Origin of the sequence: Curtobacterium sp. B8 (assembly GCF_000333315.1) — a bacterium.
GTDB classification, from domain to species: Bacteria; Actinomycetota; Actinomycetes; order Actinomycetales; family Microbacteriaceae; genus Curtobacterium; species Curtobacterium luteum.
Window position 1 is genome coordinate 1 of the sequence record NZ_BACW01000070.1, and the last position, 13,406, is coordinate 13,406.

Annotated in this window: 10 protein-coding genes and 1 pseudogene; 5 read left to right on the top strand and 6 right to left on the bottom strand. The window is 71.2% G+C overall.

Annotated elements, in window-relative coordinates:
- The 3 genes from I59_RS01910 to I59_RS01920 all read left to right on the top strand — a co-directional run.
- The coding region (locus I59_RS01910; RefSeq protein ID WP_022902429.1) for an HRDC domain-containing protein at window positions 1–750 on the top strand (750 nt) is incomplete at its 5' end.
- Between the two features lie 126 nt (window positions 751–876).
- Window positions 877–2,088: a thiolase family protein gene (locus tag I59_RS01915; protein ID WP_022902430.1), complete on the top strand. Its 1,212-nt coding sequence runs from the start codon at window positions 877–879 to the stop codon at window positions 2,086–2,088.
- 2 nt (window positions 2,089–2,090) lie between these two features.
- Window positions 2,091–4,229 (top strand): 3-hydroxyacyl-CoA dehydrogenase NAD-binding domain-containing protein, encoded by a 2,139-nt coding sequence (locus tag I59_RS01920; protein ID WP_022902431.1) that lies wholly within the window; start codon window positions 2,091–2,093, stop codon window positions 4,227–4,229.
- 363 nt (window positions 4,230–4,592) lie between these two features.
- On the opposite strand, the gene dxs is transcribed toward I59_RS01920, so the two are convergent.
- The 5 genes and pseudogenes from dxs to dut all read right to left on the bottom strand — a co-directional run bounded on the left by dxs (window position 4,593) and on the right by dut (window position 11,729).
- Window positions 4,593–6,533: a 1-deoxy-D-xylulose-5-phosphate synthase gene (dxs, locus tag I59_RS01935; protein WP_022902434.1), complete on the bottom strand. Its 1,941-nt coding sequence runs from the start codon at window positions 6,531–6,533 to the stop codon at window positions 4,593–4,595.
- Window positions 6,534–6,725: 192 nt separating this feature from the next.
- Window positions 6,726–9,319 (bottom strand): annotated as a pseudogene (locus I59_RS23285) (aconitate hydratase).
- Between the two features lie 378 nt (window positions 9,320–9,697).
- Window positions 9,698–10,504, bottom strand: a complete 807-nt coding sequence (locus I59_RS01945; protein WP_022902435.1) for a DUF3159 domain-containing protein — start codon at window positions 10,502–10,504, stop codon at window positions 9,698–9,700.
- Window positions 10,505–10,521: 17 nt separating this feature from the next.
- The gene (locus I59_RS01950) at window positions 10,522–11,241 is read right to left on the bottom strand and encodes a DUF3710 domain-containing protein (protein ID WP_022902436.1); all 720 of its coding nucleotides are present in this window, start codon (window positions 11,239–11,241) and stop codon (window positions 10,522–10,524) included.
- Window positions 11,238–11,729: a dUTP diphosphatase gene (gene dut / locus I59_RS01960; protein ID WP_022902437.1), complete on the bottom strand. Its 492-nt coding sequence runs from the start codon at window positions 11,727–11,729 to the stop codon at window positions 11,238–11,240. Before dut ends, I59_RS01950 begins: the two co-directional genes overlap by 4 nt.
- A 77-nt stretch (window positions 11,730–11,806) precedes the next feature.
- Between dut and I59_RS01965 the strand changes: the two genes are divergently transcribed.
- Complete coding sequence (locus I59_RS01965; RefSeq protein ID WP_031272445.1) at window positions 11,807–12,238, top strand: DUF3093 domain-containing protein; 432 nt, start codon at window positions 11,807–11,809, stop codon at window positions 12,236–12,238.
- 153 nt (window positions 12,239–12,391) lie between these two features.
- Here the strand turns inward: I59_RS01965 and I59_RS01970 are convergent, their stop codons facing one another.
- A complete protein-coding gene (locus tag I59_RS01970; protein ID WP_031272446.1) occupies window positions 12,392–12,691 on the bottom strand; it encodes a DUF4193 domain-containing protein in 300 nt (99 codons plus the stop codon).
- 265 nt (window positions 12,692–12,956) lie between these two features.
- On the opposite strand from I59_RS01970, the gene sepH reads away from it, so the two are divergent.
- Window positions 12,957–13,406: septation protein SepH (gene sepH, locus I59_RS22500; protein ID WP_031272448.1), on the top strand; the 450-nt coding region annotated here is incomplete at its 3' end.

The following is a 13,406-nucleotide window of genomic DNA, read 5'->3' on the forward strand; positions in this document are numbered from 1 at the left end:
GCCGCGCTGGACGTCGAGCTGCTCCCGGACCTCCGGGACGCCCTCGCCGCGGTGCTCGAGGAGGCCGGGAAGACCCGGATCGCCGCGGAGGAGTTCGCGGCGGTGCTGAACCGTGCGCCGAAGCCGCCGCGCACGGAGCCCTGGCGCCGCCTGTCCGGCATGCACGCGCTCCGCGGCGCCCGAGCGCTCGCGATCGCACGCGCGCTGTGGACCGCCCGTGACGAGTACGCCCGCGAGGCCGACGTCGCCCCGGGCCGGACGATCCCGGACGCCGCGATCGTCGCCGCGGCCGCCGCGAACCCCGCGTCGAAGGGCGAGCTCGCCGGCCTCAAGGCGTTCACCGGCCGGGCCAGCCGCAGCGAGATCGACCGCTGGTGGGCCGCCGTCGAGGCCGGACGCACCACCGAGGACCTCCCGAAGCTCCGCGCCGCCGGCGACCCGTCGCTGCCCCCTCCCCGCGCCTGGGCCGACCGGAACCCCGACGCGGACCGCCGGTACAAGGCAGCCCGCGCCGCCGTGCTCGCGCGCGCCGAGGCCCTGGACCTGCCCGTCGAGAACCTGCTCACCCCGGACACCCTCCGGTCCGTGTCCTGGGAGCCGCCGACGCCGATCGCGACCGAGACCGTCGGTGCCGCCCTCGCCGCGCACGACGCCCGACCGTGGCAGGTCGAGGAGACCGCCTCGATCATCGCGCACGCCTTTGTCGAGGCCGCACAGCAGCCTGCTGCCGAGAGCAACACCGACTCGTAGGAACACCCCAACCGGCATGCGTCCGCCCAGGCTGCGGGCATAGCGTCGGTACCGTCGCCGGGCGCTGCCCGGCCGGTCGGGGCGGAACGTGCTCCGACTCGATCGAAGAGGATCTGGAGGCCCGGATTGCCCAAGGCATCAGACGTCGTGTTCGTGGACGGTGTGCGCACACCGTTCGGACGAGCCGGTGAGAAGGGGGTGTTCTGGAAGACCCGTGCGGACGACCTCGCGGTCCACGCCATGCGCGGCCTGCTCGACCGGAACAGCCAGCTCGACGGTGCGGCGGTCGACGACGTCGCCGTGGCCGCGACCACCCAGCAGGGCGACCAGGGCCTGACCCTCGGCCGCACGGTGGGCATGCTCGCCGGACTCCCGAAGTCGGTGCCGGGCTACGCGATCGACCGCATGTGCGCGGGTGCCATGACGAGCGTCACGACGCTCGCCGGCGCGATCGCGTTCGGTGCGGCCGACGTCGCCATCGCCGGCGGGGTCGAGCACATGGGTCGGCACCCGATGGGCTTCGGCGCCGACGTGAACCCGCGCTTCGTCGCCGAGCGCATGGTCGCGGGTGACGCGCTCGTGATGGGCTCGACCGCCGAGCGCCTGCACGACCGCTTCCCGGCGATCACGAAGGACCGCACCGACGCCTACGCGGTGCAGTCGCAGCAGCGGTACGCAGCGGCCTGGGCCGCCGGCAAGCTCCAGCCCGACGTGGTCCCGGTGGAGGTGAACACCGGCGAGGGCTGGGACATCGTCACGACCGACGAGCCGCCGCGTCCGGGCACCACCCTGGAGGCGCTGGCCGCCCTCCGCACGCCGTTCCGGCCCCACGGACGGGTCACCGCCGGCAACGCGGCCGGCCTGAACGACGGCGCCACCATGAGCCTGCTCGCGTCCGAGGACGGCGCGAAGCAGCACGGCCTGTCGACGAAGATGCGCATGGTCTCGTTCGCGTTCGCGGGCGTCGAGCCCGAGGTGATGGGCGTCGGACCGGTGCCCGCCACGGACAAGGCGCTGCGCAAGGCCGGCCTGACGATCGACGACATCGGGCTGTTCGAGATCAACGAGGCGTTCGCGGTGCAGGTGCTCGCGTTCCTCGACAACTACGGCATCGCGCAGGACTCCCCGAACGTGAACGCCTGGGGCGGCGCCATCGCCGTCGGGCACCCGCTCGCGTCGAGCGGCGTCCGTCTGATGAACCAGCTCGCCGCGCAGTTCGCCGAGCGACCGGACGTCCGGTACGGCATCACGACGATGTGCATCGGGCTCGGCCAGGGCGGCACCGTCATCTGGGAGAACCCGAACTTCAGCAAGAGCGCGGCACGGAAGGCGGCCTGACGATGACCACCACCCCGATCGACCAGCTGACCGAGCTCAGCGCCGACGAGGTCGTCACCCACTCGTACGTCAAGCACGTGCCACTCCCCTCCGGTGGCACGCTGGCGTTGGTCACGCTCGACAACGGCAAGGACTACAAGCGCCCGTCGACCCTCGGTCCGCGCACCATGCGCGAGCTGTCCGACGTGCTCGACACCCTGCGCGCGGCGGCGTCCGCCGGCAGCATCCAGGCGGTCGCGATCACCGGCAAGGAGTACTGCTTCGCCGCGGGCGCCGACCTGTCGCAGGCGGCGGCGCTGCCCTCGCGCGAGGTCGCGCACGAGCTCGGAGCACTCGGGCACGCCACGCTCCGCAAGCTCTCCGACCTGGGTGTGCCGTCGTTCGCGTTCGTGAACGGCATCGCACTCGGCGGCGGGCTCGAGATCGCGCTGCACTGCACCTACCGCGTGTTCTCGTCGGCGGCGCAGGGCATCGGTCTCCCGGAGGTCTTCCTCGGCATCATCCCGGGCTGGGGCGGTGCGACGCTCCTCCCTCGCCTGATCGGACCCGAGAAGGCGCTCCGCGTCATCGTCGAGAACCCGCTCAAGAACAACCGGCTCATGGACGGCAAGGCCGCGGTCGAGCTCGGCATCGGCGACGCGCTGATCCCCTCGGTGACCTTCCTGCCGTCCGCGGTGGCCTGGGCCGACGGCGTCATCAGCGGGCGCGTGTCGGTCAAACGGTCCAACGAGCCGGGCATCCTCGAGAAGGCCGCCTGGGGCACCGTCGTCAAGGTGGCCCGCGGCCAGGTCGCGGCGAAGATCGGCACCGTCCCGAAGTCGCCGTTCCGAGCACTCGACCTCGTGGCCGCCGCCAAGTCGGGCTCCCTCGACGAGCGGTTCGCCGACGAGGACGACGCCCTGGCGGACCTGCTCGCCGGCGACCAGTTCGCCGCATCGATGTACGCGTTCGACCTCGTGCAGAAGCGTGCGAAGAAGCCCGTCGGCGCCCCCGAGGGCGTCGAGGCGAAGAAGATCACGAAGGTCGGCGTCCTCGGCGCCGGACTCATGGCATCGCAGTTCGCGCTGCTGTTCGCCCGTCGTCTCGGCGTGCCCGTGGTCATCACGGACGTGTCGCAGGAGCGCGTCGACGCCGGCGTCGCCCGCATCGGGGACTCGGTGGACGAGATGCTCGCGAAGGGCCGGGTGTCGCCCGACGACGCGAACCGCATCAAGGCGCTCGTCAGCGGGTCGGTCTCGTACGACGCCTTCGCCGACGCCGACTGGGTGATCGAAGCCGTGTTCGAGGAGATGTCCGTCAAGCAGGACGTCCTCCGCAAGATCGAGCAGGTCATCGCCCCCGACGCGATCCTCGCCACGAACACGTCCTCGCTGTCCGTCGCGGAGATGGGTTCGGTGCTCACCGAACCCGCGCGGCTCGTCGGCTTCCACTTCTTCAACCCGGTCGCGGTCATGCCGCTCGTCGAGGTCGTCCGGGCTGAGCACACGTCGGACGAGGCGGTGGCCACGGCCCTCGCCGTCGCGAAGACGCTGAAGAAGACCGCGATCGTCACGGCGGACCAGCCCGGCTTCGTCGTCAACCGGGTGCTCGCCCGGGTTCTCGGCGAGGCGATGCGCGGCGTCGAGGAGGGCACCCCGTTCGAGGTCGTCGCGCAGGGCGCAGCGCCGCTCGGCCTGCCGATGTCGCCGTTCGAGCTGCTCGAGCTCGTCGGCCTGCCCGTCGGCGCGCACGTGCTCGACTCCCACCACGCAGCGTGGCCCGAGCGCTTCTACCCGGGCGACGGCCTGAAGCGGATCGCCGAGCACGGGACGATCCTGACCCGCGACAAGAAGGGCAACGCGACCGGGTACGACCCCGCTGCCGTGAAGCTCGTCGCGCCCGCGAAGAAGGACGCCGAGCCCGTCGACGCCGCGACGATGCAGCAGCGCTTCGAGGACGCCCTCGCCGACGAGGTGCACCGCATGCTCGCGGACGGTGTCGTGCAGCACGTCGAGGAGATCGACCTCGGGCTCATCCTCGGTGCGGGCTACCCGTTCCAGGCCGGTGGCATCAGCCCGTACCTCGACCGCTCCGGTGCCTCGGAGCGCGTCTTCGGCGGCACGTTCCACGACCCGGCGATCGTGGGGCCCGCCTCGCGCTAGCCGGCGCGTCTCTCTCGCACCACCGAAGTCGCCCCGCACCACGGTTCCCCGTGGTGCGGGGCGACTTCGGTTGTGCGGAGCCGAACTCCACCGCGGACGGCGCGCCGTGGTCGGACGCCGCACGTCGTTCGCCCTCCGCGCGGAGAGCATCGTCTTCGCGGTGCTCCGCGAGCTGACCGACGCTGCCGGAGCCGGTCAGGAGTGACCCTCAGGCCTCCGCGCGGAGGTCCTCGAACGGGACACGGGACCCGTCGTCCTCGGCCAGAGCAGCCCGGTGTGCGCGGGGATTCGCAGCGTCCTCCGTCTGCCGGAGCGGTCCATGGTCGTCCGGTCCGACTACGCCTACGACCTCGTCGCCGCGCGTCACCGCTCCGCCCCCGCGCTCGACCGTGACCGCGCCGGCTTCGCCTGCGGCACCTTCGTCCCGACCACCTGGTCGATCACGTCCCGCGCGATCGCCTGCGCCGTGAGCCCGACGTCCGCGAGGATCTGCGACCGGGACGCGTGGTCGATGAACTCGTCCGGCAGGCCGAGCTCGTTCACACCGGTATCGACACCCGCGGCCCGGAGGTCCTGGCGCAACCGCGTCCCGACCCCGCCGACCCGGACTCCGTCCTCGATCGTGATGACGAGCCGGTGCTCGCGCGAGAGATCGATGAGCGACGCCGGGATCGGGACGACCCACCGCGGGTCCACGACCGTGGCGCCGATGCCCTGCGCCTCCAGCAGCGCCGCCGCCTCGAGCGCGACGGGCACCATGGACCCGACGGCGACGAGGAGCACGTCGGGCTCCTGGTCGGACGACGGGGAGCGGAGGACGTCGACGCCGTCGGGCAACCGCCGGAGCGCCGGGATGTCCGGCCCGACCTGGCCCTTGGACCATCGAAGCACCGTGGGCGCGTCGTCGACGGCCACGGCCTCCCGGAACTCCTCGCGCAGGGTGGCGGCGTCGCGCGGGGCGGCGATGCGGATGCCGGGCACCACCTGCAGGAGCGCGAGGTCCCACATGCCGTGGTGCGATGGGCCGTCCGGGCCGGTGATGCCCGCGCGGTCAAGGACGAACGTGACACCGGCCTTGTGGAGCGCCACGTCCATGAGCACCTGGTCGAAGGCCCGGTTGAGGAAGGTCGCGTAGAGCGCCACCACGGGGTGCAGCCCGCCGTACGCGAGCCCGGCGGCGGTCGTGACCGCGTGCTGCTCCGCGATCCCGACGTCGATCACCCGGTCGGGGTGCTGCTCCTGGAAGAGGTGGAGCCCGGTCGGCCGGAGCATGGCGGCGGTGATCGCCACGATCTTCTCGTCCGAAGCCCCGATCGACGCCAGCTCAGAGGCGAACACCGACGTCCACGACGGCCCGGACGACACGTCGAGCGACTCCCCGGTCTCCGGGTCGATGTGTCCGACGGCGTGGAACTGGTCCGCCTGGTCGCGGAGCGCCGGCTCGAAGCCGTACCCCTTCTCGGTGATGGCGTGCACGATCGTCGGTGCGCCGTACGCCTTCGCCTGGCGGAGGGCCGCCTCCATCGCACGCTGGTCGTGCCCGTTCACGGGGCCGATGTACTTGATGTCGAGGTTCGAGTAGAGCGCCTCGTTGTTCGTGAAGCGCGAGAGGAACCCGTGCAGCCCGCCCCGCATGCCCCGGTAGAACGCACGCCCCGGCGCGCCGAAGCGGGAGGCCACCGCCTGCGACTTCTCGAACAGCGCCCGGTACTCGCGTCGGGTGCGGACCGAACTGAGGAACCGCGCCATCCCGCCGATGGTCGGGGCGTAGGAGCGCCCGTTGTCGTTCACGACGATCACGAGCCGACGGTCGTTGCTGTCCGAGATGTTGTTGAGCGCCTCCCACGTCATCCCGCCGGTCAGGGCGCCGTCGCCCACGACCGCGACGACGGTCCGGTCTGCCTGGCCCGTCCGCTGGAAGGCGCGGGAGATGCCGTCCGCCCAGGACAGCGACGACGACGCGTGCGACGACTCGACGATGTCGTGCTCGGACTCGCTCCGCTGCGGGTAGCCGGCGAGCCCGCCGCGCTCGCGGAGCCGGGAGAAGTCCTGTCGGCCGGTGACGAGCTTGTGCACGTACGACTGGTGCCCCGTGTCGAACACGAACGGGTCGTGCGGCGAGTCGAACACGCGGTGCATCGCCAGCGTCAGCTCCACGACGCCGAGGTTCGGCCCGAGGTGCCCGCCCGTCTTGGCGACCTCGGCGACCAGGAACCGCCGGATCTCCGCGGCGAGGTCGGTCATCTGCGTGTCGGACAGACGCTTGAGGTCGCGCGGCGACGTGATGCTCGGAAGCAGGTCCACGGGGCGCTCCTTTCGTGGGACAGGTCCCCACACTATCCACGCNACCGGACGACGGACTGGCGCGCCCCGCTCGGTGCAACGCGAAGCGTTGCGCGGGGCGCGCCGACCGAGCCTGCGAGGGAGGACGGTGCCAGCTGGCACCGCGCCTCCAGTCCGTCAGGTGGTCGCGTCAGCGACCGTCCCGGGCGCTGCTCAGACGAGCGAGCGGAGCACGTACTGCAGGATGCCGCCGTTGCGGTAGTAGTCCGCCTCGCCAGGGGTGTCGATGCGGACGACCGCGTCGAACTCCACGGTCTCCTTGCCGGCGGGCGAGTGCTCGCTCGGCTCGGCGGTGACGTGCACGGTCTTCGGCGTCCGGCCCTCGTTGAGCTCGGTCAGGCCCGAGATCGAGACGACCTCGGAGCCGTCGAGTCCGAGCGACTCGACCGTCTCGCCCACCGGGAACTGCAGCGGGACGACGCCCATGCCGATGAGGTTCGAGCGGTGGATGCGCTCGAAGCTCTCGGTGATGACCGCCTTGACGCCGAGCAGGTTCGTGCCCTTCGCCGCCCAGTCACGCGACGAGCCGGAGCCGTACTCCTTGCCGCCGAAGATGACGAGCGGGATGCCCTGCTCCTGGTAGTGCTGCGAGGCGTCGTAGATGAACGACTGCGCACCGTCCGGCGTCGTGAAGTCGCGGGTGTACCCGCCCTCCACGCCGTCGAGGAGCTGGTTGCGGAGGCGGATGTTCGCGAACGTGCCGCGGATCATGACCTCGTGGTTGCCGCGACGCGAGCCGTAGGAGTTGAAGTCCTTGCGGTCGACGCCGTGCTCGGCGAGGTACTTGCCCGCCGGGCTGTCCGCCTTGATCGACCCGGCCGGCGAGATGTGGTCCGTGGTGACCGAGTCGCCGAGCTTCGCGAGCACGCGGGCGCCCGAGATGTCCGACACCGCGTCGGGCTGCATCGTCATGCCCTCGAAGTACGGGGGCTTCCGCACGTAGGTGGACTCGCTGTCCCACTCGAAGGTGTCGCCCGTGGGGGTCGGCAGGTTCTTCCAGCGGTCGTCGCCCTCGAACACGGAGCCGTACTCGTGGGTGAACATCTCGGTGTCGATCGAGGTGTCGATGACGTCCTGCACCTCGGCGGCGTCCGGCCAGATGTCCTTGAGGAAGACGTCGTTGCCGTCCTGGTCCTTGCCCAGGGCGTCGGTGTCGAAGTCGAAGTGCATCGAGCCGGCGAGGGCGTACGCGATGACGAGCGGCGGCGAGGCCAGGTAGTTCATCTTCACGTCGGGGTTGATGCGGCCCTCGAAGTTGCGGTTGCCCGAGAGCACCGCGGTCACGGCGAGGTCGTTGTCCTGGACGGCCTGCGAGATCTCCTCGGGCAGCGGACCCGAGTTGCCGATGCAGGTGGTGCAGCCGTAGCCGACCGTGTAGAAGCCGAGGTCCTCGAGGTAGCTGGTCAGGCCGGCCTTCTCGTAGTAGTCGGTGACGACCTTCGAGCCGGGCGCGAGGGTGGTCTTCACCCACGGCTTGGCCTTGAGGCCCTTCTTCGCGGCGTTCCGCGCCAGGATGCCCGCGGCCATCATGACCGACGGGTTCGACGTGTTCGTGCACGACGTGATCGCGGCGATCGCGACCGCACCGTGGTCGATCGTGAACGCGTCGCCGTCGCCGACGGTGACGCTCGTCGGCTTCGTGATCGTGGCCGGGGCGCTCGAGACGTGCGTCTCGGCCGGGGTCTCGGACGGCTGGGCGTACTCGTCGTCCTGCACGGCGTGCTCGTCGCCCGGGGCGGCGGCCACCGGGTCGGACGCCGGGAAGGTGTCGGCGACGGCCTTGTCCTGCTGCGAGTGGTCCGCGATCGCGTAGTTCTCGAGGTCGACCTCGAACTGGTCCTTCGCGTGCGACAGCTCGATGCGGTCCTGCGGGCGCTTGGGACCCGAGATCGACGGGACGACGGTGGAGAGGTCGAGCTCCATGTACTCGGAGTACGCGGGCTCCACCGACGGGTCGTGCCAGAGCCCCTGGCCTTCGAGTACGCCTCGACCAGGGCGATCTGCTCCTCGAAACGGCCGGTCAGACGGAGGTAGTCGAGCGTCACGGCGTCGACGGGGAAGAGGCCCCCGTCGACCCGAACTCGGGGCTCATGTTGCCGATGTTCGCGCGGTTGGCGAGCGGGACCTCGGAAAACCCCCTCCCCGTAGAACTCGACGAATTGCCGGACCACGCCGTGCTTGCGGAGCTCCTGCGGGATGGTGAGCACCACGTCGGTCGCGGTGACGCCGCCCGGGATCGACCCGGACAGCTTGATTCCGACGACCTTCGGGATGAGCATCGACACCGGCTGACCGAGCATCGCCGCCTCGGCCTCGATGCCGCCGACGCCCCAGCCGAGCACGCCGAGGCCGTTCACCATGGTGGTGTGCGAGTCGGTGCCGACGAGGGTGTCCGGGTAGGCGTACAGCTCGCCGTCGAACTCGCGCGTGTAGGTGACCTTCGCCAGGTACTCGATGTTGACCTGGTGGACGATGCCGGTGCCCGGCGGGACGACCTTGAAGTCCTCGAACGCCGTCTGGCCCCAACGGAGGAACTGGTAGCGCTCCCCGTTGCGCTCGTACTCGAGGTCGGTGTTGCGCTGCAGGGCGTCCTCGCGGCCGAAGAGGTCGGCGATGACGGAGTGGTCGATGACCATCTCGGCCGGCGACAGCGGGTTGATCTTGTTCGGGTCGCCGCCGATCTCGGCCATCGCCTCGCGCATCGTGGCGAGGTCGACGATGCACGGCACACCCGTGAAGTCCTGCATGACCACGCGGGCCGGCGAGAACTGGATCTCGGTGTCGGGCTCGGCCTCGGGCTGCCACGAGCCGAGGGCACGGATCTGCTCCTCGGTCACGTTGGCACCGTCCTCGGTGCGGAGGAGGTTCTCGAGCAGCACCTTCAGGCTGTACGGGAGCTTCTCGTGCCCGGGCACCGTGTCGATCCGGTGGATCGCGTAGTCGACACCCCCAACCGACAGCGTGTCCTTCGAGCCGAAGCTGTTGACTGCAGCCACTGTGCCGCCTCCCTGGTTGATCGGTGTGCCCCCATCCAAGCGGGCCGCAGAACGTCCCACCAGCAAGGCAAACCTAAACCCGCCAGCCCGCGAGGGTCCGGCGGAAAGTATCTCGATGTCGAGACAACTCTACACCGTGGCGGCACCCTCGTCGTGCGTGAACACGGTCCGGACGAGCAACCACGTCACCCAGAGCAGCGCGGCGTAGAGCGGCACGCCCGTGATGAGCTTGATCCCGGCGAGCAGCTCGACCTGCGCGGTGAGGTACAGCGGGATCTCGATGAGCAGCCGGAGTGCGAAGAGCCCCACCCACAGCCAGGTCGCGACGGTCAGGACGCGACGCTTGCCCGGGTCCGCACGCCAGTCGGTCCCGGTGCCGTCCTCGTCCTGCGGCAGCAGCAGCCCGACGATCAGCCCGATGAGCGGTCGCCGGATCGCGAGCGTCACGAGGAGCACGACGAGGCTGACGGCGTTGATGACGATCCCGGGGATGAAGTTGCTCTCCGCCTTGCCGGTGAGGAGCGCGAGTCCCGCCGAGACCGCGACCCCGAGGATGCCGGCGAAGCTCATCGCGAGCGACTGGCGCTGCACGAGTCGGAGCACGACGAACACCAGACCGATGACGACCGGGATCACGACGCTCGGGACGAGCTCCTTCGTGACCGCGTAGACGACCAGGAACCCGAACCCGGGCAGCACCGACTCCGCGAGGCCGCGCACGCCGCCCACCGCGGTGAGCAGGGCGCGGCCGGACGGGGCCTCACCCGGGGCGACCTGGCCGATGCCGGCGTTCCGGACGGCGTCGCGGAGCTGCGCGTTGAGGGACAGCGGCTCACCCCGCTCGTCCGCGAAGCGGTCGACCGGCGCGACCCCGTCGGCCGTGCGGTCGTCGGGCGCGACCCCGTCGGGTCGGGTGGTGTCGTCGTGGTCCGGCACCGTGCCTCCAGGCGGGGTCAGATGGCCGACTGTGTCGACTTCGGCATGTGCAGCGGGATGAGGTCGCGCGGCGGCATCGGCGTCGCACCGCGCACCACGACCACGCTGCGGAAGAGGTCCTCGATGTCCGCGGCGTCGTCGGGCGTCTCGGCGGCCTTGCCGGCGATCACGCCACGGAGGAACCAGCGCGGGCCGTCCACCCCGATGAAGCGGGCGGGCCGGGCACCCTCGGTCACGCCGTTCTCGTTGGCGACGGGGACGAGGGCACGCAGCTCGGGGCCGAACGGGCCGTCGACCTCGGAGACCTCACCGCCCTGGCGCTCGATCTGCTCGGCGATCTGCGCCCGGATCTCGTGCCAGAGACCGGTGGAACGGGGCGCCGCGAACGGCTGGACCTGGAGCGTCGACTCGTCGTAGTCGAGCCCGACGGCGACGACGCGCTGCGAGCCCTCCTCGACCTCGAGACGGAGGTGCAGCCCCTCACGCGGGAGGACCTTCACCCCGCCGAGGTCGACGTACGGACGGACGAGGTTCGCCTCGGTCTCGTCGTGCGGCCCGTTCTCGGCGCGGTCCTCGGGGGCCGACTTGTCGGTCGGTGCGACCGCGTCCACCTCGTCGAGGTCCGCGTCGGCGTCGGTGGCGATGTCCACCTCGGGGGTCGTGTCGGCGACCTCCACCTCGTCGGCGACGGCTTCCGCCACCTCGACCTCGTCACGCTTGCGGCGGCCGAACTTCATGCGCGGGTCCCTTCCTGGACGTCCTCTGCGGCGTTGCTGACGGTACCGCTCCGGTCACCGTAGCCCGACGAGCCGAACCCACCCTGGCCGCGGACGCTCTCGGGGAGCTCGTCGACGCGGGTGAACGTGACGCGGGGCACCGGCATCACGACGACCTGCGCGATGCGGTCGCCGACGTGCACCTCGTAGGGCTCGGCGGCGTCGGTGTTCAGCAGTGCGACCTTGACCTCGCCGCGGTAGCCGGCGTCGATCGTCCCCGGCGAGTTCACGATGGTGATCCCGTGCTTGGCGGCGAGTCCGCTCCGGGGGACCACGAACGCGGCGTACCCGTCGGGCAACGCGATCCGGAGGCCGGTGCCGACGAGGCGCCGCTCCCCCGGCTGCAGGACGAACGCCTCGGTGGAGACGAGGTCGCCTCCGGCGTCCCCGGGGTGGGCGTAGCCGGGAGGGTTCTCCCCGGTCCAGAGCACGTCGACTGGTTCGGTCACGTGACGAGGGTAGTGCAGCCGTGACCTCTCCGTGATCTGCGACGTGGACGGCGCCCGACTCGTGGTGGGATGGTCTCGTGACCCTGTACCGCGAACGACTCTGGGCCCCGCCCGCGCTCTACCTGGCGACCGCCCTCGTGATCCCCGCCAGCCTGCTCGTCTTCCTCCCCATCAGCGTGCTCGCCGGGGTGCTCGTGGCGATCGGCATGGAGATCGGCGTGCTCGTGCTGCTGTGGGCCCTCGCACCCACGATCGAGGTCACGGACACCGAGTTCCGGGCGGGTCGCGCGCACCTGCCGCGCAAGGTCGTCGGCGAGGTCGAGGGCTTCGAGGGCGCCGCGGCGACCTCCCAGCGCGGTCCGGAGCTCGACGCCCGTGCGTGGACGCTCTTCCGCGGCTACGTCCGGGGCGTCGTCAAGGTCGAGGTCCGTGACGATGCCGACCCGACCCCGTACTGGCTCGTCAGCGTCCGTCGCCCGGACGCGGTGGTCGCCGCGCTGCGGTCCTGACCCGCGTCGAGTCGGCCGGGCGCACCCGCTCGGCAGCGTCGCGGAGCGGCGCGCGGGTGCGGTGCGGGTGCGGGTGCGGGTGCGCCGCACGAGACCCGCGTACGCAGAAGCCCCCGGCGCCGGACGGCGACGGGGGCTCCGAGGTGGTCGTGCTTACAGTGCGGCGCACTCCGCGCACACCGGGCCGAGCTTCGACTCGTGGTCGAGCTGCGAGCGGTGCTTCACGAGGAAGCACTCGACGCAGGTGAACTCGTCGACCTGGGGCGGGAGGACGACGACGTCGAGGTCGACGTCGGAGAGGTCCTGACCGGCGAGCTCGAACGAGCCCGGGTTGTCGGAATCATCGTCGACGACGCCCGACATCTTGTCGGGGACGCGCTCCTTCAGAGCCTCGATCGACTCCGAGTCCGAGGAGTCGTCGGTCTTCCGGGGGGCGTCGTAATCGGTGGCCATGCCCATCCATTTCTCGTATCGAGAGGTCGTCGCCGGTGATCGGCGGCGACAGTTTGCACCACGGCCCGCCGGAGCGCAAACCGAGTGTTCCGGCGGGTCGTCCTGGCGCTGCAACCCGCCACCCCACCCGTCCATTCCCGGGCTGTCGGGACCGTCGCCCCGCACCTCGCGGCACGCCCGTGCGCCTCCCCGGGATCGGGGTCCACGCGCTGCATACTCACGGGGTACGACGCACGACCGTACGCACGCATCGGAAGGCGGAACCATGCAGGACCTGAGAGTCATCGGAGTGGAGTCGGGCGCACTCCTGCTCGCGACGGACGGCGGCACGGAGTACCGGCTGCCCGTCACCTCGTCCCTCCCGGGGCAGGTCCGGCAGGCGAACCCCGAGGGCGGTCCCCAGAAGCGGGTCTCCCCCAAGGACGTCCAGGCCAGGATCCGCGGTGGCGCCGACGCCGCCGACGTGGCCGCCGCGCTCGACGTCGACGTCGAGTACGTCCGACGCTTCGAGGGCCCCGTGCTGGCCGAGCGCGCCTTCATCCTCGACGCCGCGCACCGGGTGTCCGTCTCACCGGTCGACGACGAGGCGCCGGACACCTTCGGCGCCGCCATCACCGAGAAGCTCGAGGCCGGCGAGGCGACCGGGGTCGAGTGGGCCTCGTGGAAGCACGTCGAAACCGGGTGGCAGGTCCGCGTCCGGTACACCGTGGCAGAG

What these genes read in the sequence shown, in the direction of transcription:
- I59_RS01950 (WP_022902436.1), bottom strand. Translation starts at nt 11,241, where the DNA reads ATGAAGTTCGGCCGCCGCAAGCGTGACGAGGTCGAGGTGGCGGAAGCC.
- I59_RS01970 (WP_031272446.1), bottom strand. Translation starts at nt 12,691, where the DNA reads ATGGCCACCGATTACGACGCCCCCCGGAAGACCGACGACTCCTCGGAC.
- I59_RS01920 (WP_022902431.1), top strand. Translation starts at nt 2,091, where the DNA reads ATGACCACCACCCCGATCGACCAGCTGACCGAGCTCAGCGCCGACGAG.